The sequence below is a fragment of the Shigella flexneri 2a str. 301 genome, from assembly GCF_000006925.2.
Taxonomy (GTDB): Bacteria; Pseudomonadota; Gammaproteobacteria; order Enterobacterales; family Enterobacteriaceae; genus ECMA0423.
Window position 1 is genome coordinate 3908976 of the sequence record NC_004337.2, and the last position, 26443, is coordinate 3935418.

General features: G+C 49.8%; 26 protein-coding genes and 3 other annotated features. Of the genes, 7 read left to right on the top strand and 19 right to left on the bottom strand.

Annotated features, from left to right (window positions below; translation table 11 throughout):
• The first annotated feature begins 24 nt into the window (after positions 1–24).
• Positions 25–504 (top strand): hypothetical protein, encoded by a 480-nt coding sequence (gene yicN / locus SF3798; RefSeq protein ID NP_709531.1) that lies wholly within the window; start codon positions 25–27, stop codon positions 502–504.
• A gap of 45 nt (positions 505–549) precedes the next feature.
• Entirely contained in the window at positions 550–1905 is a 1356-nt protein-coding gene (gene yicM / locus SF3799; RefSeq protein ID NP_709532.3) for a transporter, read from the top strand.
• A 40-nt stretch (positions 1906–1945) separates the two neighbouring features.
• On the opposite strand, the gene SF3800 is transcribed toward yicM, so the two are convergent.
• A complete protein-coding gene (locus SF3800; protein NP_709533.1) occupies positions 1946–2239 on the bottom strand; it encodes a transporter in 294 nt (97 codons plus the stop codon).
• A 190-nt stretch (positions 2240–2429) separates the two neighbouring features.
• Positions 2430–3693: a mobile genetic element, on the top strand.
• Between SF3800 and SF3801 the strand changes: the two genes are divergently transcribed.
• The gene (locus SF3801; RefSeq protein ID NP_709534.1) at positions 2494–2796 is read left to right on the top strand and encodes an insertion sequence element IS600 transposase; all 303 of its coding nucleotides are present in this window, start codon (positions 2494–2496) and stop codon (positions 2794–2796) included. It overlaps the preceding feature by 303 nt.
• Positions 2832–3650 (top strand): insertion sequence element IS600 protein, encoded by an 819-nt coding sequence (locus SF3802; protein ID NP_709535.1) that lies wholly within the window; start codon positions 2832–2834, stop codon positions 3648–3650. (Lies within the feature at positions 2430–3693.)
• A gap of 1041 nt (positions 3694–4734) precedes the next feature.
• On the opposite strand, the gene SF3804 is transcribed toward SF3802, so the two are convergent.
• Positions 4735–5724, bottom strand: coding sequence for a serine protease-like protein (locus tag SF3804; protein NP_709537.1), 990 nt, complete (start codon positions 5722–5724; stop codon positions 4735–4737).
• Between the two features lie 10 nt (positions 5725–5734).
• Positions 5735–7065, top strand: a mobile genetic element.
• Here SF3804 and SF3805 point away from each other — a divergent pair.
• Both SF3805 and SF3806 read left to right on the top strand, forming a co-directional pair.
• The gene (locus SF3805; RefSeq protein NP_709538.3) at positions 5781–6191 is read left to right on the top strand and encodes an IS2 repressor TnpA; all 411 of its coding nucleotides are present in this window, start codon (positions 5781–5783) and stop codon (positions 6189–6191) included. Its footprint overlaps the feature before it by 411 nt.
• Complete coding sequence (locus SF3806) at positions 6149–7054, top strand: IS2 transposase TnpB (RefSeq protein NP_709539.1); 906 nt, start codon at positions 6149–6151, stop codon at positions 7052–7054. Its footprint lies within the feature at positions 5735–7065. Before SF3805 ends, SF3806 begins: the two co-directional genes overlap by 43 nt.
• 754 nt (positions 7066–7819) lie before the next feature.
• Here the strand turns inward: SF3806 and lpfA are convergent.
• The 17 genes from lpfA to asnC form a co-directional block, all read right to left on the bottom strand.
• A complete protein-coding gene (lpfA, locus tag SF3807; RefSeq protein NP_709540.1) occupies positions 7820–8392 on the bottom strand; it encodes a fimbrial protein in 573 nt (190 codons plus the stop codon).
• 277 nt (positions 8393–8669) lie between these two features.
• Positions 8670–10097: a mobile genetic element, on the bottom strand.
• Entirely contained in the window at positions 8684–10030 is a 1347-nt protein-coding gene (locus tag SF3808) for an insertion sequence IS4 transposase InsG (protein NP_709541.1), read from the bottom strand. (Overlaps the previous feature by 1347 nt.)
• Before the next feature lie 35 nt (positions 10098–10132).
• The gene (gene glmS, locus SF3809) at positions 10133–11962 is read right to left on the bottom strand and encodes a glucosamine--fructose-6-phosphate aminotransferase (protein ID NP_709542.1); all 1830 of its coding nucleotides are present in this window, start codon (positions 11960–11962) and stop codon (positions 10133–10135) included.
• Between the two features lie 161 nt (positions 11963–12123).
• Complete coding sequence (gene glmU / locus SF3810) at positions 12124–13494, bottom strand: bifunctional N-acetylglucosamine-1-phosphate uridyltransferase/glucosamine-1-phosphate acetyltransferase (RefSeq protein ID NP_709543.1); 1371 nt, start codon at positions 13492–13494, stop codon at positions 12124–12126.
• Positions 13495–13844: 350 nt separating this feature from the next.
• Entirely contained in the window at positions 13845–14258 is a 414-nt protein-coding gene (atpC, locus tag SF3811; RefSeq protein ID NP_709544.2) for an ATP synthase F0F1 subunit epsilon, read from the bottom strand.
• A 26-nt stretch (positions 14259–14284) separates the two neighbouring features.
• Entirely contained in the window at positions 14285–15667 is a 1383-nt protein-coding gene (gene atpD, locus SF3812; protein ID NP_709545.1) for an ATP synthase F0F1 subunit beta, read from the bottom strand.
• 26 nt (positions 15668–15693) lie between these two features.
• Entirely contained in the window at positions 15694–16557 is an 864-nt protein-coding gene (gene atpG, locus SF3813; RefSeq protein ID NP_709546.1) for an ATP synthase F0F1 subunit gamma, read from the bottom strand.
• Between the two features lie 50 nt (positions 16558–16607).
• Positions 16608–18149 (bottom strand): ATP synthase F0F1 subunit alpha, encoded by a 1542-nt coding sequence (gene atpA, locus SF3814; protein ID NP_709547.1) that lies wholly within the window; start codon positions 18147–18149, stop codon positions 16608–16610.
• A gap of 12 nt (positions 18150–18161) precedes the next feature.
• Complete coding sequence (gene atpH, locus SF3815; RefSeq protein ID NP_709548.1) at positions 18162–18695, bottom strand: ATP synthase F0F1 subunit delta; 534 nt, start codon at positions 18693–18695, stop codon at positions 18162–18164.
• A 14-nt stretch (positions 18696–18709) separates the two neighbouring features.
• Positions 18710–19180: an ATP synthase F0F1 subunit B gene (atpF, locus tag SF3816; RefSeq protein ID NP_709549.1), complete on the bottom strand. Its 471-nt coding sequence runs from the start codon at positions 19178–19180 to the stop codon at positions 18710–18712.
• 61 nt (positions 19181–19241) lie between these two features.
• The gene (gene atpE, locus SF3817) at positions 19242–19481 is read right to left on the bottom strand and encodes an ATP synthase F0F1 subunit C (RefSeq protein NP_709550.1); all 240 of its coding nucleotides are present in this window, start codon (positions 19479–19481) and stop codon (positions 19242–19244) included.
• Between the two features lie 46 nt (positions 19482–19527).
• Positions 19528–20343, bottom strand: a complete 816-nt coding sequence (gene atpB, locus SF3818) for an ATP synthase F0F1 subunit A (RefSeq protein ID NP_709551.1) — start codon at positions 20341–20343, stop codon at positions 19528–19530.
• An 8-nt stretch (positions 20344–20351) separates the two neighbouring features.
• Positions 20352–20744: a membrane-bound ATP synthase gene (gene atpI, locus SF3819; RefSeq protein NP_709552.3), complete on the bottom strand. Its 393-nt coding sequence runs from the start codon at positions 20742–20744 to the stop codon at positions 20352–20354.
• 604 nt (positions 20745–21348) lie between these two features.
• Positions 21349–21972 carry a 16S rRNA methyltransferase GidB gene (gene gidB, locus SF3820; protein NP_709553.1) on the bottom strand — a complete coding sequence of 208 codons (624 nt, stop codon included), beginning with the start codon at positions 21970–21972 and terminating at the stop codon, positions 21349–21351.
• Positions 21973–22035: 63 nt separating this feature from the next.
• Positions 22036–23925: a tRNA uridine 5-carboxymethylaminomethyl modification protein GidA gene (gene gidA, locus SF3821; RefSeq protein ID NP_709554.1), complete on the bottom strand. Its 1890-nt coding sequence runs from the start codon at positions 23923–23925 to the stop codon at positions 22036–22038.
• A 378-nt stretch (positions 23926–24303) separates the two neighbouring features.
• Positions 24304–24747 carry an FMN-binding protein MioC gene (gene mioC / locus SF3822; protein NP_709555.1) on the bottom strand — a complete coding sequence of 148 codons (444 nt, stop codon included), beginning with the start codon at positions 24745–24747 and terminating at the stop codon, positions 24304–24306.
• Between the two features lie 89 nt (positions 24748–24836).
• Positions 24837–25295 (bottom strand): DNA-binding transcriptional regulator AsnC, encoded by a 459-nt coding sequence (gene asnC / locus SF3823; protein NP_709556.1) that lies wholly within the window; start codon positions 25293–25295, stop codon positions 24837–24839.
• Positions 25296–25446: 151 nt separating this feature from the next.
• Between asnC and asnA the strand changes: the two genes are divergently transcribed.
• Positions 25447–26439, top strand: a complete 993-nt coding sequence (gene asnA / locus SF3824) for an asparagine synthetase AsnA (protein ID NP_709557.1) — start codon at positions 25447–25449, stop codon at positions 26437–26439.
• Positions 26440–26443 lie beyond the last annotated feature (4 nt).

Consider the following 26443-nt stretch of genomic DNA (forward strand, 5'->3'; position numbering starts at 1 on the left):
AACTGGCGAGGGTTTCCAGATATCATGAGTTCTGATTACGCAGGAGAACTCATGATCTGGATAATGCTCGCCACGCTGGCGGTAGTGTTTGTGGTTGGTTTTCGGGTGCTGACATCCGGGGCCAGAAAAGCGATTCGCCGTCTCAGCGATCGGCTGAATATCGATGTCGTACCCGTGGAGTCGATGGTCGATCAAATGGGAAAGTCAGCCGGTGACGAATTTTTACGTTATTTGCATCGCCCGGATGAGTCGCACCTGCAAAACGCCGCGCAGGTGTTGCTTATCTGGCAAATTGTCATTGTCGATGATAGCGAACAGAACCTGCTGCAATGGCACCGGATTTTACAAAAAGCCCGCCTTTCCGCGCCGATTACCGATGCTCAGGTCAGGCTGGCGCTGGGTTTTCTGCGTGAAACCGAACCTGAAATGCAGGATATTAATGCTTTTCAGATGCGCTATAACGCGTTCTTTCAGCCTGCCGAGGGCGTTCACTGGTTGCATTGAAACCGTTTCGTCTTATCAGCCTACAGACCGCGCCTGACCTGTCGGGTGGATAAGACGTTCACGCCGCATCCGGTAATCTTTGCCCTGTTCCGTTTCGATCTTAACTCCAGCTCAAGCAACACCGTAAAAGTTGCAAAAACGTTAAATTCGTCACACATTTCAATGTTAAAGTGGTCGGCTTTTCCCCTGAAACATGCCACGGGTAACACCATGAGTGAATTTATTGCCGAAAACCGCGGCGCGGATGCCATCACCCGACCGAACTGGTCAGCCGTTTTCTCGGTGGCGTTTTGTGTCGCCTGTCTGATTATCGTTGAGTTTTTGCCCGTCAGTTTGTTGACGCCAATGGCCCAGGATTTAGGCATTTCGGAAGGGGTTGCCGGGCAATCGGTGACCGTGACCGCCTTTGTGGCAATGTTTGCCAGTTTGTTTATTACCCAGACAATTCAGGCCACTGACCGCCGCTACGTTGTTATTTTGTTTGCCGTTTTGCTGACGCTCTCCTGCTTGCTGGTTTCCTTTGCTAACTCATTCAGTTTGCTTTTAATCGGTCGTGCCTGTCTGGGGCTGGCGCTGGGCGGGTTCTGGGCGATGTCGGCGTCGCTGACCATGCGTCTGGTACCGCCGCGTACGGTGCCGAAGGCGCTGTCGGTGATCTTCGGCGCGGTTTCTATTGCGCTGGTGATTGCCGCGCCGTTGGGCAGTTTTTTAGGCGAGCTTATCGGTTGGCGCAATGTCTTTAATGCGGCGGCGGTGATGGGCGTGCTGTGTATTTTCTGGATTATCAAATCATTGCCTTCACTGCCAGGCGAACCCTCGCATCAGAAACAAAATACTTTCCGCTTATTACAACGTCCGGGTGTGATGGCAGGGATGATCGCCATCTTCATGTCTTTCGCCGGGCAGTTTGCTTTCTTCACGTATATTCGCCCGGTGTATATGAACCTGGCGGGATTCGGCGTGGATGGCTTAACGCTGGTGCTGTTGAGTTTTGGTATCGCCAGCTTTATTGGTACGTCGCTTTCGTCGTTCATTCTTAAACGTTCGGTAAAACTGGCCTTAGCAGGCGCGCCGTTAATACTGGCTGTGAGTGCGTTGGTACTGACGTTGTGGGGAAGCGATAAAATCGTTGCTACCGGCGTGGCGATTATCTGGGGGCTAACTTTTGCATTGGTTCCCGTCGGCTGGTCAACGTGGATCACCCGCTCGCTGGCCGATCAGGCAGAAAAAGCCGGGTCTATTCAGGTGGCGGTTATTCAGCTTGCTAATACCTGTGGCGCGGCAATCGGCGGTTATGCGCTGGATAATATTGGTCTGACTTCGCCGTTGATGTTGTCCGGCACATTGATGTTGCTGACTGCATTGTTGGTTACTGCAAAGGTGAAAATGAAGAAATCCTGATATCAGGTAAAGAAGCGTTGGTCAGTAGTTGTTGCTGTTCTTACATATCCGGGCATTCTACCTTACCCAACGCTTCCCAATAATTGCTCTGATTATTACGTTCCATCGCCACGATGGCCTCGCGTATATGTTGTTTATTGTTTTCATCTGACAACATTAACTTTTCCCACGCTTCATCTGATAATGACGCATGTGGCGTGCAAATTTTACGTAAATCTTGTAATACCGTGGTTTTCTCTTTTGCGGACTGCAGTGAGCTAAAAGGCGACTCGGCGTATACGATGCCTGGCATAGCGAAAAAAGTGAAAATAAGCAGTAGTGTCGTTGGTTTCATGGATTCAACCTTTTACAAATGTGTATCGAATGAAGCATAAGTGTAGTTTGCTTTCATCGCTCTCATCATGCTGTACGAAACGCGCTTGCGTGGTCAGTAAGAAGTGCCAGACTTTATATTCCACTTTTATTCCTTTTTATTCTTATCGATAGCGTTTCGTTTTTTAAACCGCAGCGACCTTACCGCTATATGAGGTAGCCTGAGTTTAACGGACACTCCTTCCTGAAATAGAATGGCATCAGAAGGAGCTAATAATGAGCAGAAAAACCCAACGTTACTCTAAAGAGTTCAAAGCCGAAGCTGTCAGAACGGTTCTTGAAAATCAACTTTCGATCAGTGAAGGCGCTTCCCGATTATCTCTTCCTGAAGGCACTTTAGGACAATGGGTTACCGCCGCCAGAAAAGGGCTCGGTACTCCTGGTTCCCGCACGCTGGCTGAACTGGAATCTGAAATTCTGCAACTGCGTAAGGCGTTAAATGAAGCTCGCCTTGAGCGAGATATATTAAAAAAAGCAACAGCGTATTTTGCACAGGAGTCGCTGAAAAATACGCGTTAATCGAACAATGGCGACAACAATTTCCCATTGAAGCGATGTGTCAGGTATTTGGTGTATCCAGGAGCGGTTATTACAACTGGGTACAGCATGAACCCTCAGACAGAAAACAAAGTGATGAGCGGCTAAAACCGGAGATTAAGGTGGCACATATCCGCACTCGCGAAACATATGGAACCCGGCGGCTCCAGACGGAGCTGGCAGAGAATGGCATCATCGTTGGTCGTGACCGACTGGCACGTCTTCGTAAGGAGCTGAGGCTACGCTGTAAGCAGAAACGCAAGTTCAGAGCAACTACGAACCCGAACCACAATCTGCCAGTTGCGCCAAATCTGCTGAACCAGACGTTCGCTCCTACAGCACCAAATCAGGTCTGGGTGGCGGACCTGACGTATGTTGCCACACAGGAGGGATGGTTGTACCTCGCTGGCATCAAAGATGTTTATACGTGCGAAATTGTCGGCTACGCCATGGGAGAGCGCATGACAAAAGAGCTGACAGGTAAAGCCCTGTTTATGGCGCTCAGGAGCCAGCGCCCACCTGCCGGGCTAATCCACCACTCTGATCGAGGTTCACAGTACTGCGCATACGATTACCGGGTCATACAGGAGCAGTTTGGTCTGAAAACATCAATGTCGCGTAAAGGTAACTGTTACGACAACGCTCCTATGGAAAGCTTCTGGGGAACGCTGAAAAATGAGAGCCTGAGCCACTATCGTTTTAATAACCGGGATGAAGCCATCTCAGTAATACGGGAATACATTGAGATTTTCTACAATCGTCAGCGTCGTCACTCTCGTCTGGGGAATATCTCCCCGGCAGCCTTCAGGGAAAAATATCATCAGATGGCTGCTTAAAAAAAGAACAAATGGTAGTGTCCGCTATTGCCAGTACACCTCACTGATCTGCTTGGGCCAGATTTGCACGCAGCACAAATGCACTGTCATCTATAGTAAGGTTGTCCACTGTAAGGGTTGTAAACTTCCCATTGTCACCAGTAAAACGCACCATACTGTCTTTTGTTTCTAGACGATTAATTGATGACTGGCTATTTAGATGCCAGATCGCATTATTCATGCTAACTGTAGCTTTGGGGGCTGTTATTGCGCCTCGATAGGCGGTATCAAAGCCATACAAAAGAGTCTCTGCCCATGCCTGATAAGCAGACGATATAGTCGGTGTTTCAGTTTCAGGCTGTCCCAGAGTAATGGTTGCTGCATCATCAGCATAAATATTTCCGGTGACAGATGCCATATTTCTGGCAATGAAATTTGCATTTCCACCACTCAGCCTGAATCCATCAGCAGCGTAGTGGAGACCCGGCGTTACAGTTTTACTATTCTGTTCAGGGATTCCCATCATAGTCAGTTCACCGGAGATATCAATACCTTTTGTTGTGAACATGGAATTTTGTGCTATAACTTTTGCTCCTTTATCTATACTTATAGGAGTATTATTCAGAAAGGTTGCACCATTAAGTGTAACTACAGCTTGATCACCTATGGCTATTTGGCTGTTATGTGCAGTGATGCCACCTGTAAATTTAGTTTCTCCTATGGATAGATTAGTACTGATAGTTTGTTTGAAGTCAAAACCATTATTAGTAATATTTTTCCCTGCAAGATTATCAATGTAAGCATTTTTATCGCCGATTGTGATAGCTGATTTATTTGCTGATATATTTCCTTCAACATTGGCATTGCGTGATATTGAAAAGTCAGCATTGTTCAGGTGTAATGTATCAAATTTAAACACCCCGGTTTTCCAGTCAGGCTGATCAAATGAGGTCTGCTGATTATTACTTTTGTAATCAGAATTGAACTTTTTATTATATGAACTCTCTGTTTCTTTCAAAACGGTGACCCAGTCCGTTCCACAAAGAAATACCAGGGAGCAATGACTCGCTGTGCTTCTGAATATTGCATGCTCTGTTGCATGGCCTTACATGGTAAGACTGGCATTACTGACTTCAACATCATTTTTTGTGTTGACACTACCATCCAGAATTAATTTTGCATTAGTTTTCTTATCCTGAGAATTAATATTGTGCGTTAGTTTTATATTGCCATTTATGTTCCCATGATATATGTAGGAGTCTTCGTTATTGATTGCCAGAACGGCTTCTTTCTTTGTATCTGAGTTAGTTATTGTTGTTCCATCGTCAGTGGCGGCAATTCTAGTAAAAGTCTGATTGTGTCCATTTAAATCTAGCGTGCCACCACGTTTAGTAAAAAATATCCCCGCATATTGATCATTGCCAAGGGAATTATCTTTATTTAGTATTACCTTACCATTTCCGCTTGCAAGGTATATATTGTTAAATGTTCCTTCTTCATTAAGAATAACATTTCCTTCACCTATCTTTATATTTGCCCCCTGTTTTTTTTGAACATTCAGAGTACCGGGGCCTATTTTGTGTAAAACATCATCACTGGAATACAATGCATTCCAGTTTACAATGCTTTCTTTTCCGATATCAATTCCTGCTCCTTTAAATGTAAATCTCTGACCGTTTATGTTATATTCATGGCCTTCGTCAAAGATAATACCACCGCTACCAAAATCCAAATTATCCTTAAACAGAACATTTCCCCCATTTGTGAACACAATATCTTTGTCTTTAGTTATTTTTTCTTGAGTACCAGTGGTATCTGCATTGTTTTGGTGTAATGTTATATCTGTGTTTTTAATGGTTACATTATTGCCATTCAGATTTATTTTATGACTATAGGTATCTTTTAACTCACTAACCAGTTTATCATTGTATTTTGTTATCCATGTCAGTTGGTCACCATTAACGCTGGCAATACCATGGGTTGTTCCGACTAATACCCATTTTTCTAGTTTGTTATCATATAAGTATGCTCCAGAGCCGCTGTCTCCGAATATTTCAAGATTACGAAATGTTTTATCATTTTTATAAATCATCATGCCGTATGAGTAGACTGGCCCCCTGAATCTCCAGACAACCAGTATCACTTAAATAAGTGATAGTCTTAATACTAGTTTTTAGACTAGTCATTGGAGAACAGATGATTGATGTCTTAGGGCCGGAGAAACGCAGACGGCGTACCACACAGGAAAAGATCGCAATTGTTCAGCAGAGCTTTGAACCGGGGATGACGGTCTCCCTCGTTGCCCGGCAACATGGTGTAGCAGCCAGCCAGTTATTTCTCTGGCGTAAGCAATACCAGGAAGGAAGTCTTACTGCTGTGGCCGCCGGAGAACAGGTTGTTCCTGCCTCTGAACTTGCTGCCGCCATGAAGCAGATTAAAGAACTCCAGCGCCTGCTCGGCAAGAAAACGATGGAAAATGAACTCCTCAAAGAAGCCGTTGAATATGGACGGGCAAAAAAGTGGATAGCGCACGCGCCCTTATTGCCCGGGGATGGGGAGTAAGCTTAGTCAGCCGTTGTCTCCGGGTATCGCGTGCGCAGTTGCACGTCATTCTCAGACGAACCGATGACTGGATGGATGGCCGCCGCAGTCGTCACACTGATGATACCGATGTGCTTCTCCGTATACACCATGTTATCGGAGAGCTGCCCACGTATGGTTATCGTCGGGTATGGGCGCTGCTTCGCATACAGGCAGAACTTGATGGTATGCCTGCGATCAATGCCGAACGTGTTTACCGGCTCATGCGCCAGAATGCGCTGTTGCTTGAGCGAAAACCTGCTGTACCGCCATCGAAACGGGCACATACAGGCAGAGTGGCCGTGAAAGAAAGCAATCAGCGATGGTGCTCTGACGGGTTCGAGTTCTGCTGTGATAACGGAGAGAGACTGCGTGTCACGTTCGCGCTGGACTGCTGTGATCGTGAGGCACTGCACTGGGCGGTGACTACCGGTGGCTTCAACAGTGAAACAGTACAGGACGTCATGCTGGGAGCGGTGGAACGCCGCTTCAGCAACGATCTTCCGTCGTCTCCAGTGGAGTGGCTGACGGATAATGGTTCATGCTACCGGGCTAATGAAACACGCCAGTTCGCCCGGATGTTGGGACTTGAACCGAAGAACACGGCGGTGCGTAGTCCGGAGAGTAACGGAATAGCAGAGAGCTTCGTGAAAACGATAAAGCGTGACTACATCAGTATCATGCCCAAACCAGACGGGTTAACGGCAGCAAAGAACCTTGCAGAGGCGTTCGAGCATTATAACGAATGGCATCCGCATAGTGCGCTGGGTTATCGCTCGCCACGGGAATATCTGCGGCAGCGGGCTTGTAATGGGTTAAGTGATAACAGATGTCTGGAAATATAGGGGCAAATCCACTGACTGCGCCGTAATCATTAATAAATCGCCAGGTCATTTGGCCTCCCGCAGAATTAGCAGGTAAAGGTAACGTGAGCGTTTCAAAAGGACGGATCATATTGAGGGGCACATCATGGCCATCAACGATGACATCCATCACACTGATATGAATTGGGTTGGGATTCTCTGCTATCAGATTTCGCCCTTCCCGGCGCCATTTCACTTTCGGCGCAGCATCTTCGGGAATAAGGCGGATATTTGCTGGTCGCCAGAACAGCTTGATACGCGTTTTTACTGCTATTTCCAGCGAGTTCGTCGCTTTGTTGCTCGCTGATGGCGGAATATTTTTAATATTCAGCCAGAAGACTGACTCGCGATCATCAGGCAATGACACACCTTTGGTGTGAATAATGCGTAATATTTTTTCTTGCGAAGGTTCTAATCGTGATACTGGCGGAATAACGGTAAACGGCGCTTTGCTTTTATCCTCTTTATTAAATGGATCTACCCAAGCCTGGATGAGATAAGGTATTTTTTCTTCTTTGCTAAATACAGAAATAGATTTATCAGCATTATTACTTAAGTAAACCACCCGCGTACTACCAATGACAACGCCTGCATAAGTTAATGCTGGTTGGCCTAAAAAAACGCTGAGTATAATCGCGGTAAATAACTTACATTAAACTGTTGTTTTAAAGAGCCTGATTAAACAACTTTTTCTGGACATAACGACTCCCTGGCCAAAGCCAACTGAATAAAAAGGCCCTTGATAAATTATTTCTTATATTCGACAGTAAATTGTGAATCAGCGTTCGCCGTACCAGCCGTTACGGTCGCATTGGTTGCCACATAGCGTGCAATAAACTTCATTTCAGCCTTGCCTTCAGCATCGATAGCGGTATAAGCAGAGTCGTTATAAAGTTTAACCTGCGAATTATCGGACTGGTTAAAAATACGAATACCAACGCCGGTTGCCGCAATCGCTTGTCCTGTACCGGTAAAATCACCAGGGTTGCCTGCTGTAAGCGGCGTACCCACTTTCAGGTCGCCGTCGCCGCCAGGCGCTTCTGTACCATCAAAACGAACGGCTGCTTGAGTGTACGTTGCCGGGCAATTTTCAAGTTTAATACTGAACTTCTGTGGCGACGCCAGACTACCTACACCTGAAAATGCATTTTTACTGACTTTACCCAGTGGGACAATTTGATCGGCTGTATCGGAGGTAACTTCACAAGTAGTGTCGACAATTTCACCGACGAAGTTAACAACACCATCTTCTGCCAGTGCATGCCCGGCCAGCATTAGAGATGCCAGAGTGAATGCACCGCCTATAATATTACGCTTCATAAAAACTCCATTGATATAATATATCCTTTACCATGAATCATCACTTATATTAATAAGTGTGTTTTTGATTCAAAGGAATAGTACACCAAAGAGACGGCTTTATCTAAAAATAATATTAATTACGCAAAAATAAAATATAGATTTATTGTTTAAATATTATTTAAACAGTAAAAAATCAAGTTTGTTATCAGACATTAATGATAATTCAGAATATATTTATATAGAAAGATAGATGAATTTATTGATGTCAGTTATAAAAAAGGGCCACCGGTCGGCAGTAATGCCAGTCAGTTAAGCAACTGACTGGCTCTTTTTCGGGGCTGTGGGGTATTTCCAGGGCCTCTCCTTTACCACTCTCGGGAAGGCCCTTCCCCTTCTCGTCGGTAATTTCACAAGTTGTCCCATACTTGCAAGATCGCGCATCAGCTCCGGTATACGTCCCGGTGAAGCGCCCTGCAATGTCATCAGCATTCTCATCACCATTCCGCATGATTCTGAGAAACTCAGTTGATTCGGGCAGTAACCTTTCAGATGTTCCGCCATTTTAATCATCTGATATCTCACCAGATTATAAGCCAGTAAGACACCCCACAGCTCTTGCTTCACAAGCTCCGGCTTTTTACTTCTCAGCGTCAGCCTGCTCAGTTGCATCGTCTGTTTTATCTCCCTGTATCCCAGTTCGATTTCCCAGCGATGACTGTACAGATCCGCCATTTCTCCTCCGGGGAAGCGCATGGCGTCCGTCATCGACGTCAGCAGATGGCAGACTTTTCCTTTGCGCGTCACGGTCAGCAGGCGGGCTGTCACTTCATTTCCCAGTCCCGGCCACTTTTTTCGTGCCTGCGGGCTGGTTTTCAGCTTCACCAGATGATCGCCTTTACCCAGTTTTCTGAGCTCTTCATATTGCGCTCCCTTTCTGAGAGGTATCATCCAGTGGCGGTGTTCTCCCGCCAGGCTCCAGCCATTTAACAGTCCCAGTGAGTAATAACCTTTATCCATTAACGTCAGAGTGTTATCGCCGGTTTGTTCTATAAGTTGCTCAGCAAGCTCATTTTCGCTGATCTTCATCGTGCCGAAAGCTGCAGCCGTCAGCAGATGGCTGGTCAGTTCCATCTGGCAGACCATTTTGACCTGCGGGTAGAGCGCCGGGTTCCCGGCATGTGTCTGGCGGGGGAAGGCTGCATCGTTCTCTGGTGTATCCGGTGTGCGCCAGAACACACCATCGATGGCCAGCAGGGTCAGGCCGCACCAGTGCGGATGCGGCGTGGCGTTATGCCAGAGCTGCGCTGTTTTCGTGAACACGCGGCGGACAGCCTCACTTCCCAGGCGCTGGCGGGCCTGAATAACGGCACTGGGGGCAACGAAGGGGCGATTGCCCGGCAGCATGATGTCCAGGCGATTCACAATCTGGTGAAGAGGTTCTTTACGCTCAAGCGCCATGCCAACAATACACCAGACCATCATTTCGAGGGGAAGACGGCGCTTGCGTAGCGTTACAGTACCTGATTCGGCAAGGCAACGAGAGATGAGTTCGGGGTCGAGGTAATCCCCCAGAGAAGTCAGTGGGTTACGCAGAGAATCGTAACGGGATACCAGATCAAGAGCCTGTCCAATGTGCATAAAAAAATCCGGAAACAAGTGAGCGTTTCCGGATTCTTACACAGCCACTGGATCGGTCAACTGATCCTTAACTGATCGGCATTACACCGGTCGGCAGCCCTTTTTTATCTATGATAGTGATTACTCAACCGTAACCGATTTTGCCAGGTTACGCGGCTGGTCAACGTCGGTGCCTTTGATCAGCGCGACATGGTAAGCCAGCAGCTGCAGCGGAACGGTGTAGAAGATCGGTGCAATCACCTCTTCCACATGCGGCATCTCGATGATGTGCATGTTATCGCTACTTACAAAACCCGCATCCTGATCGGCGAAGACATACAATTGACCGCCACGCGCGCGAACTTCTTCAATGTTGGATTTCAGTTTTTCCAACAGTTCGTTGTTCGGTGCAACGACGATAACCGGCATATCCGCGTCAATCAGCGCCAGCGGGCCGTGTTTCAGCTCGCCTGCAGCGTAGGCTTCAGCGTGAATGTAAGAGATCTCTTTCAGCTTCAATGCGCCTTCCAGCGCGATTGGGTACTGATCGCCACGGCCCAGGAACAGCGCGTGATGTTTGTCAGAGAAATCTTCTGCCAGAGCTTCAATGCGTTTATCCTGAGACAGCATCTGCTCAATACGGCTCGGCAGCGCCTGCAGACCATGCACAATGTCATGTTCAATGGAGGCATCCAGACCTTTCAGGCGAGACAGCTTCGCCACCAGCATCAACAGCACAGTTAACTGAGTGGTGAATGCTTTAGTGGACGCCACGCCGATTTCCGTACCCGCGTTGGTCATCAGCGCCAGATCGGATTCGCGCACCAGAGAAGAACCCGGAACGTTACAGATTGCCAGCGAACCAAGGTAACCCAGCTCTTTCGACAGACGCAGGCCCGCCAGGGTATCCGCGGTTTCGCCAGACTGTGACAAGGTGATCATCAGGCTGTTACGACGCACGGCAGATTTACGATAGCGGAATTCAGAGGCGATTTCGACGTCGCACGGAATACCTGCCAGCGATTCAAACCAGTAGCGGGAAACCATACCGGAGTTATAAGAAGTACCACAGGCGAGGATCTGAATATGCTCAACCTTCGACAGCAGTTCGTCGGCGTTCGGTCCCAGCTCGCTTAAATCAACCTGACCGTGGCTGATGCGCCCGGTAAGGGTGTTTTTTATCGCGTTCGGCTGTTCGTAGATCTCTTTCTGCATGTAGTGACGGTAAATACCTTTATCGCCCGCGTCATATTGCAGATTGGATTCGATATCCTGACGTTTTACTTCCGCGCCAGTTTTATCGAAGATGTTTACCGAACGGCGAGTGATTTCCGCAATATCGCCCTCTTCAAGGAAGATAAAGCGACGGGTCACCGGCAACAGCGCCAGCTGGTCAGAAGCGATAAAGTTTTCGCCCATACCCAGGCCAATCACCAGCGGACTACCAGAACGTGCCGCTAGCAGGGTATCCGGGTGACGGGAGTCCATGATCACTGTACCGTACGCACCGCGCAGCTGCGGGATAGCACGCAGAACAGCCTCACGCAGAGTCCCGCCTTGTTTCAGCTCCCAGTTCACCAGATGGGCAATCACTTCGGTGTCGGTTTCAGAAACGAAGGTATAGCCACGCGCTTTTAACTCTTCACGCAGCGGTTCATGGTTTTCGATGATGCCATTATGCACCACCACAATGTGTTCAGAAACATGCGGATGCGCGTTAGCTTCTGAAGGTTCACCGTGGGTCGCCCAGCGAGTGTGAGCAATACCGGTGCCGCCATGCAGAGGATGTTCTTCCGCTGCCTGAGCCAGCATCTGGACTTTACCGAGGCGACGCAGGCGAGTCATATGACCTTCCGCATCAACAACGGCCAGACCGGCAGAGTCATATCCGCGGTATTCCAGACGACGTAAACCTTCAAGAAGGATTTCTGCTACATCACGTTGCGCGATCGCGCCAACAATTCCACACATAGTTTTTGATTCCGATTTATATCGTTGTCGGTCAACCTGTATGCCCGTTTTTTCGGGCGCCCCGAGCCTTGTAGAGAGTGGGGTTATTTTTATAGTTACTGCTTGTGGGAGGGAGATTATGTTATCTCCTCATCCCAGATGACCGGATTACCCGGCCAGAATTACTTTTTCTTTACCGGACGACGCCAGCCTTCTTTCTGAGTCTGCGGCACACGGCTGATAGCTAATGCATTTTCGCCGACATTACGCGTCACAGTTGTACCCGCAGCAATGGTCGCGCCTTTGCCTACTGTTACCGGGGCCACCAGCTGAGTGTCGGAACCGACAAACACATCGTCGCCGATAATGGTCTTAAATTTATTCGCACCATCGTAGTTGCAGGTAATGGTTCCCGCGCCGATGTTAACGTTATCGCCAATTTCCGCATCGCCCAGGTAAGTCAGATGCCCGGCTTTCGTGCCTTTACCCAGACGCGCTTTTTTCATCTCAACGAAGTTACCAACGTGTGCACCTTCCAGCAACTCAGCACCAGGACGCAGACGGGCAAACGGGCCAATAGTACAGGCCGCTGCCAGATTCGCGTCTTCCACAACGGTATACGGACTGATTTCGCAATCATCGCCAATCACGCTGTTTTTAATCACGCAACCGGTGCCGATTTTCACGCGATGACCGAGAGTCACGTTGCCCTCGATGATAACGTTAGTATCAATTTCAACATCGCGCCCGTGAGTAAGCGTACCGCGCAGATCAAAACGCGCCGGATCGCGCAGCATAACGCCTGCTAACAGCAGTTTTTCAGCCTGTTCGGACTGGTAAACGCGCTCCAGACGGGAGAGTTGCAGGCGGTTATTCACACCTTCTACTTCGCTTAAACGTTGCGGATGAACGGCGACGATTTCACGCCCTTCCTGATACGCCAGCGCAATAATGTCGGTGATGTAGTATTCGCCCTGAGCATTATTGTTGGTCAGCTTCGCCAGCCAGCGTTTCATATCTGCGCCGTTGGCAATCAGAATGCCGGTGTTGATCTCCTGAATCTGACGCTGCTCGTCGGTGGCATCTTTGTGCTCAACAATGCCGGTAACTTTGCCATTTTCACGGGTGATACGTCCATAACCGGTCGGATCATCCAGTTTCACCGTCAGCAGACCAATGCCACCCTGGGGTTTAGCATCACGCAGGCGCTGGAGTGTTTCGACAGAGATCAGCGGCACGTCGCCGTAGAGCATTAAAATGTCTTCATCATCGGCAAAGAAAGGTGCGGCCTGCTGCATTGCATGACCCGTACCCAGCTGCTCTGCCTGAAGCACCCAGTTAAGGTTGTCGTCTTTCAGCGCCTGTTTAAGCAGATCGCCGCCGTGACCGTACACCAGGTGAACGTGCGCTGCGCCTAATTCATTCGCAGCATCAATGACATGCTGAACCATCGCTTTCCCGGCAAGGGTATGCAGCACTTTCGGAAGATCGGAATACATGCGCGTGCCTTTGCCTGCGGCAAGGATCACTACGCTCATAGCATTATTCAACATACGCGTCCTGACTGTAATTTGAGAACGAATTTAAACCGCTTCACCTTGAAAAAACTACATTTTTTTCATCGTGAAATGGACAGAGGATAAATTGTTCAATAACGGATTATCCCCGCTGACGAAAGTGCCATTTTCGACCATCGTCACGCCTTTTATCTGCAGAAAATTAAGGCAGTACCTTCATTTAAGCGTCAGGTGGATGTTTTTGCTCTTATTTCGATCAATGAATAAACGGGAAAACAGGGGTGTTTTATATCAGCAGGATCTATGTGAACGCTCTTCAGGACGGGTCAACGCGTAAAAAAAGCCAGCCTGTTTCCAGACTGGCTTTTGTGCTTTTCAAGCCGGTGTTACATCGCTTTTTTGGTCAACTCGATAACGCGCAGCTGCGCGATCGCTTTGGCCAGTTCCGCAGACGCCTGAGCGTAATCTACGTCGCCGTGAGAGCTGCTAATGTGCTCTTCAGCCTTACGTTTCGCTTCCATGGCTCGCGCTTCGTCGAGATCCTGGCCGCGAATTGCGGTGTCGGCCAGAACGGTCACGTTGCCAGGCTGCACTTCAAGAATGCCGCCAGACAGATAGATAAACTCTTCGTGACCGTGCTGTTTCACGATGCGAATCATACCAGGCTTAATGGCGGTGAGCAGCGGTGCGTGGCCAGGGTAGATCCCCAGTTCACCTTCGCTACCCGTTACCTGGATTTTCTCGACCAGACCAGAGAACATTTGTTGCTCTGCGCTGACGACGTCCAGGTGGTAAGTCATTGCCATATCACCCTCCGATTAAGGCGTTAAAGTTTTTTGGCTTTTTCCACAGCTTCTTCGATGGAACCGACCATGTAGAACGCCTGCTCCGGCAGGTGATCGTATTCGCCTTCCATGATGCCTTTAAAGCCACGGATGGTGTCTTTCAGGGAGACGTATTTACCCGGAGAACCGGTGAATACTTCTGCCACGAAGAACGGCTGGGACAGGAAGCGCTGGATCTTACGAGCACGCGCTACCACCAGTTTGTCTTCTTCAGACAGTTCATCCATACCCAGGATGGCGATGATGTCTTTCAGTTCCTGATAACGTTGCAGGATGGACTGAACGCCACGCGCGGTGTCGTAGTGTTCCTGACCAACCACCAGCGGGTCCAGCTGACGGCTGGTGGAGTCCAGCGGGTCAACGGCCGGGTAGATACCCAGAGACGCGATCTGACGGCTCAGTACCACGGTTGCGTCAAGGTGCGCAAAGGTGGTTGCCGGAGACGGGTCAGTCAAGTCATCCGCAGGTACGTATACCGCCTGTACGGAGGTGATAGAACCAGTTTTGGTGGAGGTGATACGTTCCTGCAGAACGCCCATCTCTTCCGCCAGGGTCGGCTGATAACCTACCGCTGAAGGCATACGGCCCAGCAGTGCGGATACTTCCGTACCGGCCAGGGTGTAACGATAGATGTTGTCAACGAACAGCAGAACGTCACGACCTTCGTCACGGAATTTCTCAGCCATGGTCAGACCGGTCAGAGCAACGCGCAGACGGTTTCCCGGCGGCTCGTTCATCTGGCCATACACCAGGGATACTTTGTCGATAACGTTGGAGTCGGTCATTTCGTGGTAGAAGTCGTTACCCTCACGAGTACGTTCACCTACGCCCGCAAACACAGAGTAACCGGAGTGCTCGATCGCGATGTTACGAATGAGCTCCATCATGTTTACGGTTTTACCTACACCCGCACCACCGAACAGACCAACTTTACCGCCCTTAGCGAACGGACACATCAGGTCGATAACTTTGATACCGGTTTCCAGCAGTTCCTGAGAGTTTGACAGCTCTTCGTAGGAAGGTGCTGCGCGGTGAATCGCCCAACGCTCTTCTTCACCGATCTCGCCTTTCATGTCGACCGGTTCACCCAGTACGTTCATGATACGGCCCAGAGTCGCTTTACCTACCGGGACTTCGATCGGGTGTTCGAGGTCTTTTACATCCAGACCGCGACGCAGACCGTCGGAGGAACCCATTGCGATGGTACGCACGATACCGCCGCCGAGCTGCTGCTGAACTTCCAGCACCAGACGCTCATTACCATTTTGCACCTCAAGAGCATCGTACACGCGCGGTACGGCATCCTGAGGGAATTCGACGTCAACTACGGCGCCGATTACCTGGACAATCTTTCCAGTAGCCATCTTAAATCCTCTACGAAATAACCTGTTTAAACCGCGGCGGCCCCCGAGACGATCTCGGTGAGTTCCTGAGTAATGCTGGCCTGACGAGCTTTGTTGTATACCAACTGCAGCTCTTTAATCAGGCTGCCGCCATTGTCGGTCGCGGCTTTCATCGCCACCATACGGGCGGCCTGCTCGCTGGCCAGGTTTTCAACCACGCCCTGATAAACCTGAGATTCGACATAACGACGCAGCAGGGTATCCAGCAACGCCTTCGGATCGGGTTCGTACAGGTAATCCCAGGATTTATGTTTCAGATCATCATCATCTGATGCCGGTAACGGCAGCAGCTGGCTGATGGTCGGAACCTGAGACATGGTGTTAATAAATTTGTTGCTGACAATGTAAAGCTTGTCCAGACGGCCTTCGTCGTAGGCCTGCAACATCACTTTTACCGGACCGATCAGTTCGGACAGGGAAGGGTTATCCCCCATGCCGGTGACCTGGGCAACAACATTGCCGCCCACGGAGTTGAAGAACGACACGCCTTTCGAGCCGATCATTGCGAGGTCGCATTGAACGCCTTTGTCGGTCCAGGTCTTCATTTCCGCCAGCAGTTTTTTGAACAGGTTAATGTTCAAACCACCGCACAAACCACGGTCGGTCGACACCACCAGGTAGCCCACGCGTTTAACGTCGCGGTCTTCCAGGTAAGGGTGCTTATATTCCAGATTACCGTGTGCAAGGTGACCAATCACTTTGCGCATGGTTTCTGCATAAGGACGGCTGGCCGCCATGCGATCCTGCGATTTACGCATTTTGGAAGCGGCGACCATCTCCATCGCTTTAGTGATCTTTTGCGTGTTCTGGACGCTTGCGATCTTACTACGTATCTCTTTTGCGCCGGCCATGAGCTTCTCCTCAATGCCTTGCGGCCTGCCCTAAGGCAAGCCGCCAGACGTTACCAGGATTGGGTTGCTTTGAAGGAATCGAGGATGCCTTTCAGCTTGCCTTCGATTTCGTCGTTGTAGCCACCGGTCTGGTTGATCTCTTGCATCAACGGAGCGTGATCACGGTCGACGTAAGCCAGCAGAGCGGCTTCGAAGCTGCCAATTTTCGACAGTTCAACATCCGCCAGGTAACCACGTTCTGCTGCGAACAGAACCAGAGACTGCTGCGCAACGGACATCGGCGCATACTGTTTCTGTTTCAGCAGTTCGGTCACTTTCTGACCGTGGTCAAGCTGCTTACGTGTTGCATCGTCAAGGTCGGATGCAAACTGAGAGAACGCTGCCAGTTCACGATACTGTGCCAGAGCGGTACGGATACCACCGGACAGTTTTTTCATGATCTTGGTCTGTGCTGCACCACCAACACGGGATACGGAAATACCCGGGTTAACCGCAGGACGAATACCGGCGTTGAACAGGTTGGTTTCCAGGAAGATCTGACCATCGGTAATGGAGATTACGTTGGTCGGAACGAACGCAGAAACGTCACCCGCCTGAGTTTCGATAATCGGCAGTGCGGTCAGAGAACCGGTTTTCCCTTTCACTTCACCTTTGGTGAAGGCTTCAACGTATTCGGCGTTAACACGTGCAGCACGCTCCAGCAGACGAGAGTGGAGGTAGAAAACGTCGCCCGGGAATGCTTCACGTCCTGGCGGACGACGGAGCAGCAGGGAGATCTGACGGTAAGCAACAGCCTGTTTAGACAGGTCATCGTAAATGATCAGCGCATCTTCACCGCGGTCACGGAAGTATTCGCCCATTGCGCAACCGGCATACGGTGCCAGGTATTGCAGTGCAGCGGATTCAGACGCGGTTGCTACCACAACGATGGTGTTAGCCAGTGCGCCGTGCTCTTCCAGTTTACGTACCACGTTAGAAATGGTGGACGCTTTCTGGCCGATAGCGACATAGATACATTTGATACCGGAATCGCGCTGGTTGATGATGGCATCGATAGCCAGTGCGGTTTTACCTGTCTGACGGTCACCGATGATCAATTCACGCTGACCACGACCGATTGGGATCATGGAGTCAACGGCTTTATAACCGGTCTGTACCGGCTGATCTACGGACTGACGTTCGATAACGCCCGGAGCGATTGCTTCTACAGCAGAGAAGCCGTCGTGATCCAGCGGACCTTTACCGTCGATTGGTGCACCCAGAGTGTTAACCACACGGCCCAGCAGGCCACGGCCAACCGGAACTTCCAGGATACGGCCAGTACACTTAACTTTCATGCCTTCGGCAAGGTCAGCGTACGGACCCATAACAACCGCACCTACAGAGTCGCGCTCGAGGTTCAGTGCGATAGCGTAACGGTTACCCGGCAGGGAGATCATTTCACCCTGCATACAATCGGCCAGGCCGTGAATGCGGATAACACCGTCACTTACAGAAACAATAGTACCTTCGTTGTGAGCTTCACTCACAACATTGAACTGAGCAATGCGCTGCTTGATCAGTTCGCTGATTTCGGTGGAATTCAGTTGCATGCTCCAGTCCCCTTAAGACTGCAAGACGTCTGCAAGGCGCTCAAGACGACCGCGTACGCTGCCATCAATGACCATATCACCCGATCGGATGATAACGCCAGCCATTACAGACTTATCGATTTTGCAATTCAGCTTAACTTTGCGTGACAGACGTTTTTCCATCGCAGCAGAAATTTTCGCGAGCTGTTGTTCACTCAGTGCGGCAGCGGAAATGACGTCTACCTCAGCGGTAGCCTCACTCACGGCACGAAGGTGAATAAACTGCTCCAGAACATCCGGGAGCGCGTTAAGACGACCATTTTCAGCCATTACCCGAATCAGGTTCTGACCGTTTTCGTCCAGTTGCTCACCACAAACTGCGATAAACGACTCGGCGAGCGTTTCTGGCGCAAGCGCGCCAGAGAGAAGCTCTGCCATTTGTTCGTTTTTGGTTACCTCGGCGGCAAACGTCAGCATGTCCTGCCAGCGTTCTACACTTTGGTGTTCGACGGCAAAGTCAAAAGCTGCTTTGGCGTAGGGGCGAGCTACCGTAATAAATTCAGACATCAGCCCCTCCCTCCTTACAGTTCAGCGACAAGTTTATCCACGATGTCGCTGTTAGCAGCTTCATCCACGGAACGTTCGATGATCTTCTCGGCGCCAGCAACAGCCAGGATAGCAACTTGCTTACGCAGCTCTTCACGGGCACGTTTACGCTCGGCTTCAATTTCTGCCTGCGCCTGGGCCACGATTTTAGTACGTTCCTGTTCTGCCTCAGCTTTCGCTTCGTCCAGAATCTGCGAGCGGCGTTTGTTCGCCTGCTCGATGATTACCTGGGCTTCCGCTTTCGCTTTTTTCAGCTGGTCGGTCGCGCTGGCCTTTGCAAGGTCAAGGTCCTTATGTGCTCGTTCTGCGGAAGCAAGGCCGTCAGCAATTTCTTTTTGACGTTTTTCGATGGCTGCCATTAATGGCGGCCATACGTACTTCATGCAGAACAGAACGAACAGGACAAACGCGATGGCCTGGCCGAGGATTGTTGCGTTAAGATTCACAGCACAATGCCTCTATTTAGTTAACGTTCTGATATTGCTCTTTAAATAAAAGCAACGCTTACTACGCGACAGCGAACATCACGTACAGACCCAGACCTACAGCGATCATCGGGATAGCATCCACCAGACCCATAACGATAAAGAACTGAGTACGCAGCAGAGGAATCAGATCAGGTTGACGCGCTGCGCCTTCCAGGAATTTACCCCCGAGGATGCCGATACCGATCGCAGCACCGATTGCCGCCAGACCCATCATCACAGCGGCAGCCATGTACAGCAGATCCATATTCAGGTTTTCCATGACAGTCTCCAGTTTGTTTCAGTTAAAACGTAGTAGTGTTGGTAAATTAATGTTCTTCAGACGCCATCGACAGATAGACGATCGTCAGAACCATGAAGATGAAGGCTTGCAGCGTAATGATCAGGATGTGGAAAATGGCCCACGGCACATTCAGGATCCACTGTGACCACCACGGCAACAGACCAGCAATCAGAATGAAAATCAGCTCACCGGCATACATGTTACCGAACAGTCGCAAACCGAGTGAAACTGGTTTGGACAGCAGGCTTACCCCTTCAAGGATTAAGTTGACAGGAATGAACGCCCAGTGATTGAACGGCTGCAGCGTCAACTCTTTCGTGAAGCCGCCGATGCCTTTCATTTTGATGTTGTAGAACAGAATCAGGATAAATACGCCCAGTGCCATAGACAGCGTTACGTTCACGTCCGCAGACGGAACCACACGCAGTGCAGGCAGACCCAGTACATGTTCAGCAATGTACGGCAGCAAGTCGATAGGCAGTAAATCCATCAGATTCATCAGGAATACCCAGACGAAGATCGTCAGGGCCAGCGGAGCAATCAGCTTGCTTTTGCCATGGTACATGTCTTTCACGCTACCATTAACAAAGCCGATCACCAGCTCAATCGCGGTCTGAAACTTACCTGGCACACCGCTGGTCGCCTTTTTGGCTACGCTACGGAATAAAACCAGGAACAACAGACCCAGCACCACCGAGAAGAACATGGAGTCAATATTGATTGTCCAGAAGGTGGCTGGGGGGTTTTGTGGATCCACCAGCGAGAATGTACGCAGGTCCAGCTGAAGGTTATTCAGGTGGTGTCCTATGTAATCCTGCGGCGTCATATTTTCTGAAGCCATGATGCCTTTTACCCTTTGTTGTTAATTACAGCCGGTGCCAGTATCTGAACCACCAGCACCAAAACCCACGTAACGATCAGCGGCAAGAATACCGCCTTTAAAACCGCCAACGCCACCACCAGTAACACCAACATCGCCAGAACTTTGAAAGCTTCGCCAAATGCGAATGTCCAAGCCACCCGGCCTTTCGCTGGTGTATGCGCCTGGTGACGCCAGGCAAATATCATAAACAAAACGTTAGGCAGAAAGACTGCCAGGCCCCCGCTTATTGCAGAGACGCCCCAGAAGGGGTCTTTGAGGCTGAACAGCAATCCACTTGCTATCACCACCAGTAACTGAACGAGCAGAAGCTTCCGAGCAACGTTTCGACTCACGAGCGACACAGACATCACGTTTTTCACTCCTGCTCCCTTCGAGGTATGCCGCGTGTCGTATAAAACTTTCTTTAAGGCTTAGAGTCAAGCATCAAAAAGCGGTCAAATTATACGGTGCGCCCCCGTGATTTCAAACAATAAGTAGCCAAAAGGTGAATAAATGTTTAAATATTTTTCCAGTGCATACAATTGCGACTTTTCCGCTACCCCTGTTCGATCATGAAAAACTGTAAATAACGCGTAAACACTGGTGATAAAGCGTGCTTCAGATCACATATTGCGCATGTTCGCGCACAGCATATTTATTTACTTGGCAAATGATGCCTTTACAAGTTTATGATATTTCAGTCTAAAAACAGATACTGTTTTAATAAATAACATTTACACAACAAAAACCACTCATTGACATTTTTAATAATGTTTTAACAGCCAATGATGGTTCTTAGCGCCGATTTTTAGCAGACTGATATTTTCACTAATGACTTATTTTCTGCTTACCAAAAAAAGCCACGTTATCTTGTTGATGCAAAAGAGTGAACGTGGCGTTAAATGTAACCAGTTATATCAGTAGAAAACCTGGTTGTTGTTAACAGTCTAACCGGTCAATTTTTTATGATTTTTTTGATAAAAATTAAATTTTATTTGCTTTAATCACCACCAGATGACGTTCGCCATCCAGGGCTGGAACCTGAAGTTTAACCACTGATTCGACCTGATATTCTTCGGGCAACAAAGCGATTTCATCTTCCGGCATTTGCCCTTTCAGCGCGTAGAAACGGCCTTGCTCACCAGGAAGATGGTGGCACCAGCTCACCATATCGTTCAGAGAGGCAAAAGCGCGGCTAATTACGCCATCAAATGGCGGCTCTGAAGGAAACTCTTCTACCCTGCTCTGTACTGGTTCAATATTCTCCAGTTTAAGCTCATGTTGCACCTGACGAAGGAAACGCACGCGTTTACCAAGGCTATCCAACAGAGTGAAATGGGCTTCAGGACGCACGATAGAGAGTGGAATGCCTGGCAGTCCTGGTCCGGAGCCGACATCGATAAACCGTTCACCTTGCAGATACGGTGCCACCACAATGCTATCGAGAATATGGCGTACCAGCATCTCATTAGGATCGCGGACCGAAGTCAGGTTGTACGCTTTGTTCCATTTATGCAGCATATTCACGTAGGCAATAAGCTGGTTTTTCTGGTGATCAGTAAGCGAAATACCTGCGTCTTTCAGCAGTAAGGAGAGTTTGTTGAGCACGGTGATTACCTGTTCTTGATGCGTTGCCTGGTAAGCGGGTGCTTACCAGGCATTTTTAATGCGTTATGCGCTACGACGCAGCATACCCTGTTTTTTCAGCCACACCAGCAGAATGGAGATGGCCGCAGGCGTGACGCCAGAAATACGCGAAGCCTGGCCGATAGAGGCCGGTTTGTGATCGTTAAGTTTGGCGATCACTTCGTTAGAAAGACCGGATATCTGGCGGTAATCCAGTGTCGCGGGTAGCAGGGTGTTCTCGTTACGCAGCTGCTTTTCGATCTCATCTTGCTGGCGCGCGATATAACCTTCGTATTTAACCTGAATCTCAACCTGTTCCGCCGCCTGTTCGTCTGTCAACGCAGGGGCAAACGGCGTCAGCGTGGTTAATTTTTCATAAGTCATTTCCGGACGACGCAGCAGATCTTCACCACTGGCTTCACGGGAAAGCGGCGCAGTCAGGTGAGCATTCACTTCGGCTGCAGCTTCCGCCGACGGGGTTACCCAGGTCGATTTCAGACGCTGACGCTCACGCTCGATATTCTCAAGTTTCTCGTTAAAGCGCGCCCAACGTTCGTCATCCACCAGGCCCAGTTCACGACCGATTTCAGTCAAACGCAGATCCGCATTATCTTCGCGCAGCATCAGACGATATTCTGCGCGCGAAGTAAACATACGATACGGTTCTTTGGTTCCTAAAGTGCACAGGTCATCAACCAGTACGCCGAGATACGCCTGAGAACGTGCCGGAGCCCAACCTTCTTTGTCAGCAGACAGACGGGCAGCGTTAAGACCGGCCAGCAAACCTTGCGCAGCGGCTTCTTCGTAACCGGTAGTGCCGTTAATCTGACCAGCAAAGAACAGCCCCTGGATAAACTTGCTCTCCAGCGTCGGTTTCAGGTCGCGAGGATCGAAGAAGTCATACTCAATGGCATAACCCGGACGCACGATCTTCGCGTTTTCCATCCCCTGCATAGAGCGGACGATTTGCATCTGCACATCGAACGGCAGGCTGGTGGAGATACCGTTCGGATAAATTTCATTAGAGGTCAGTCCTTCCGGTTCAAGGAAGATCTGATGCTGATTTCTGTCTGCGAAGCGCATGACTTTGTCTTCGATCGACGGGCAGTAGCGTGGGCCGACACCTTCGATCACCCCTGCATACATTGGGCTACGATCGAGGTTACTGCGGATCACATCATGGGTTTTCTCGTTGGTATGAGTGATATAACACGGCACCTGCTGGGGATGCAGGGACGCATTGCCCATAAACGAGAATACCGGCATTGGGTTATCGCCATGCTGTTGCGCCAGCACGCTAAAGTCGATGGTTCGAGCATCAATACGCGGCGGAGTACCGGTTTTCAGACGACCAACGCGCAGCGGCAGTTCACGCAAACGGCGAGAGAGCGGAATGGATGGCGGATCGCCAGCACGGCCACCGCTGTAATTATCCAGACCGATATGAATTTTGCCGTCGAGGAACGTCCCAACGGTGAGCACCACAGCTTTGGCACGGAACTTCAGTCCCATTTGGGTAACAGCACCGACCACGCGATCGTTTTCGACAATAAGATCTTCAACCGCCTGCTGGAAGATCATCAGGTTCGGTTGGTTCTCCAGCGCCGTACGTACCGCCTGACGGTAGCGCACACGATCCGCCTGAGCTCGGGTAGCGCGAACCGCCGGTCCTTTGCTTGCGTTTAGTATCCTAAACTGGATACCCGCTTGATCGATCGCTTTCGCCATCAGACCGCCGAGTGCATCCACTTCTTTTACCAGATGTCCCTTCCCAATACCGCCGATCGCCGGGTTGCAGCTCATCTGCCCCAGAGTGTCGATATTGTGTGTCAAAAGCAGAGTCTGTTGACCCATACGCGCCGCAGCCATCGCGGCCTCAGTGCCTGCATGACCCCCGCCAATGATGATGACGTCAAAAGGATCCGGATAAAACATGGTGATTGCCTCGCATAACGCGGTATGAAAATGGATTGAAGCCCGGGCCGTGGATTCTACTCAACTTTGTCGGCTTGAGAAAGACCTGGGATCCTGGGTATTAAAAAGAAGATCTATTTATTTAGAGATCTGTTCTATTGTGATCTCTTATTAGGATCGCACTGCCCTGTGGATAACAAGGATCCGATTTTTAAGATCAACAACCTGGAAAGGATCATTAACTGTGAATGATCGGTGATCCTGGACCGTATAAGCTGGGATCAGAATGAGGGGTTATACACAACTCAAAAACTGAACAACGGTTGTTCTTTGGATAGCTACCGGTTGATCCAAGCTTCCTGACAGAGTTATCCACAGTAGATCGCACGATCTGTATACTTATTTGAGTAAATTAATCCACGATCCCAGCCATTCTTCTGCCGGATCTTCCGGAATGTCGTGATCAAGAATGTTGATCTTCAGTGTTTCGCCTGTCTGTTTTGCACCGGAATTTTTGAGTTCTGCCTCGAGTTTATCGATAGCCCCACAAAAGGTGTCATATTCACGACTGCCAATACCGATTGTGCCAAAGCGGACCGCAGAAAGATCGGGCTTCTGTTCCTGCAATGCTTCATAGAAAGGAGAAAGGTTGTCCGGAATATCTCCGGCACCGTGGGTGGAGCTGATAACCAGCCAGATCCCCGAGGCAGATAAATCTTCCAACAGCGGACCGTGCAGCGTTTCGGTGGTAAAACCCACCTCTTCCAGCTTTTCAGCCAGGTGTTCTGCTACATATTCGGCACCGCCGAGGGTGCTGCCGCTGATAAGAGTGATATCTGCCATAAACCGCCACCTTTATTAAGAGTGGCGTATTGTACGCTGTGAACGCGTTGGGATCTACCTGTGGAAAAGTATGGGATTAAAAAAGCCGATCAGGGCTTGATGGTACGCATGATCGGGTTTTGCAGGACGATCAATGTCTCGGTGGACTGAATTTCATCAATTGTTTGGATCTTGTTGATAAGTACATGCTGGAGAGCGTCGATCGAACGGCACATAACTTTTATAAAGATGCTGTAGTGGCCGGTTGTGTAATAGGCTTCAGTGACTTCATCAAGGCTTTCCAGCTTTGCCAGCGCGGAAGGGTAGTCTTTGGCGCTCTTTAATATAATGCCGATAAAGCAGCCTACGTCATAACCGAGCTGCTTCGGGCTGACATCAATACGCGCCCCGGTAATGATCCCCGCCTGCTTCATTTTCTCTACTCGAACGTGAATCGTCCCCGGACTGACGCCAAATTGTTTCGCCAGTTCGGCGTAAGCGGTGCGCGCATTGCCCATTAATGCTTCCAGGATGCCACGGTCCAGATTGTCGATCAGATAATTTTCCATAGGATTTTCTTATGCAGATTGATGATTCATTCTATTTTAGCCGTCTTTTTTAATGAATCAAAAGTGTGTTAGGCTTTTTATTGAATGATTATTGCATGTGTGTCGGTTTTTGTTGCTTAATCATAAGCAACAGGACGCAGGAGTATAAAAAATGAAAACCGCTTACATTGCCAAACAACGCCAAATTAGCTTCGTGAAATCTCACTTTTCTCGCCAACTGGAAGAACGTCTGGGGCTGATCGAAGTCCAGGCGCCGATTCTTAGCCGTGTGGGGGATGGCACGCAGGATAACTTGTCGGGCTGTGAAAAAGCGGTGCAGGTAAAAGTGAAAGCTCTGCCTGATGCCCAGTTCGAAGTGGTTCATTCACTGGCGAAGTGGAAACGTCAGACCTTAGGGCAACACGACTTCAGCGCGGGCGAAGGGCTGTACACGCACATGAAAGCCCTTCGCCCCGATGAAGACCGTCTTTCTCCGTTGCACTCGGTCTATGTTGACCAGTGGGACTGGGAACGCGTAATGGGCGACGGTGAGCGTCAACTCTCGACTCTGAAAAGCACGGTAGAGGCGATCTGGGCGGGAATTAAAGCAACCGAAGCTGCGGTTAACGAAGAGTTTGGCCTGGCACCGTTCCTGCCGGATCAGATTCACTTCGTACACAGCCAGGAGTTACTGTCTCGTTATCCGGATCTCGATGCCAAAGGGCGTGAGCGGGCGATTGCGAAAGATCTTGGCGCGGTATTCCTCGTCGGGATTGGCGGCAAGTTGAGTGATGGTCATCGTCACGACGTGCGCGCACCGGATTATGATGACTGGAGCACCCCGTCAGAGCTGGGCCATGCGGGCCTGAACGGCGATATTCTGGTGTGGAACCCGGTACTGGAAGATGCGTTTGAGCTTTCTTCCATGGGGATCCGCGTGGATGCCGACACGCTGAAGCATCAGCTGGCGCTGACCGGTGATGAAGATCGTCTGCAGCTGGAATGGCATCAGGCGCTGCTGCGCGGTGAAATGCCGCAGACCATCGGCGGCGGTATCGGCCAGTCTCGTTTGACTATGCTGCTGCTGCAACTGCCGCATATCGGCCAGGTTCAGTGTGGAGTATGGCCAGCTGCTGTTCGCGAGAGCGTCCCTTCTCTGCTGTAATAAT

Excerpts from the sequence above, each read along its gene's own strand:
- mioC (NP_709555.1), bottom strand. The coding sequence starts at position 24,747 with ATGGCAGATATCACTCTTATCAGCGGCAGCACCCTCGGCGGTGCCGAA.
- asnA (NP_709557.1), top strand. The coding sequence starts at position 25,447 with ATGAAAACCGCTTACATTGCCAAACAACGCCAAATTAGCTTCGTGAAA.
- atpE (NP_709550.1), bottom strand. The coding sequence starts at position 19,481 with ATGGAAAACCTGAATATGGATCTGCTGTACATGGCTGCCGCTGTGATG.
- atpA (NP_709547.1), bottom strand. The coding sequence starts at position 18,149 with ATGCAACTGAATTCCACCGAAATCAGCGAACTGATCAAGCAGCGCATT.
- SF3804 (NP_709537.1), bottom strand. The coding sequence starts at position 5,724 with ATGATGATTTATAAAAATGATAAAACATTTCGTAATCTTGAAATATTC.
- atpB (NP_709551.1), bottom strand. The coding sequence starts at position 20,343 with ATGGCTTCAGAAAATATGACGCCGCAGGATTACATAGGACACCACCTG.
- SF3800 (NP_709533.1), bottom strand. The coding sequence starts at position 2,239 with ATGAAACCAACGACACTACTGCTTATTTTCACTTTTTTCGCTATGCCA.
- atpH (NP_709548.1), bottom strand. The coding sequence starts at position 18,695 with ATGTCTGAATTTATTACGGTAGCTCGCCCCTACGCCAAAGCAGCTTTT.
- SF3802 (NP_709535.1), top strand. The coding sequence starts at position 2,832 with ATGTGTCAGGTATTTGGTGTATCCAGGAGCGGTTATTACAACTGGGTA.
- atpC (NP_709544.2), bottom strand. The coding sequence starts at position 14,258 with ATGACTTACCACCTGGACGTCGTCAGCGCAGAGCAACAAATGTTCTCT.
- atpG (NP_709546.1), bottom strand. The coding sequence starts at position 16,557 with ATGGCCGGCGCAAAAGAGATACGTAGTAAGATCGCAAGCGTCCAGAAC.
- glmU (NP_709543.1), bottom strand. The coding sequence starts at position 13,494 with ATGTTGAATAATGCTATGAGCGTAGTGATCCTTGCCGCAGGCAAAGGC.
- atpD (NP_709545.1), bottom strand. The coding sequence starts at position 15,667 with ATGGCTACTGGAAAGATTGTCCAGGTAATCGGCGCCGTAGTTGACGTC.
- gidA (NP_709554.1), bottom strand. The coding sequence starts at position 23,925 with ATGTTTTATCCGGATCCTTTTGACGTCATCATCATTGGCGGGGGTCAT.
- lpfA (NP_709540.1), bottom strand. The coding sequence starts at position 8,392 with ATGAAGCGTAATATTATAGGCGGTGCATTCACTCTGGCATCTCTAATG.
- glmS (NP_709542.1), bottom strand. The coding sequence starts at position 11,962 with ATGTGTGGAATTGTTGGCGCGATCGCGCAACGTGATGTAGCAGAAATC.
- yicN (NP_709531.1), top strand. The coding sequence starts at position 25 with ATGAGTTCTGATTACGCAGGAGAACTCATGATCTGGATAATGCTCGCC.
- asnC (NP_709556.1), bottom strand. The coding sequence starts at position 25,295 with ATGGAAAATTATCTGATCGACAATCTGGACCGTGGCATCCTGGAAGCA.
- SF3801 (NP_709534.1), top strand. The coding sequence starts at position 2,494 with ATGAGCAGAAAAACCCAACGTTACTCTAAAGAGTTCAAAGCCGAAGCT.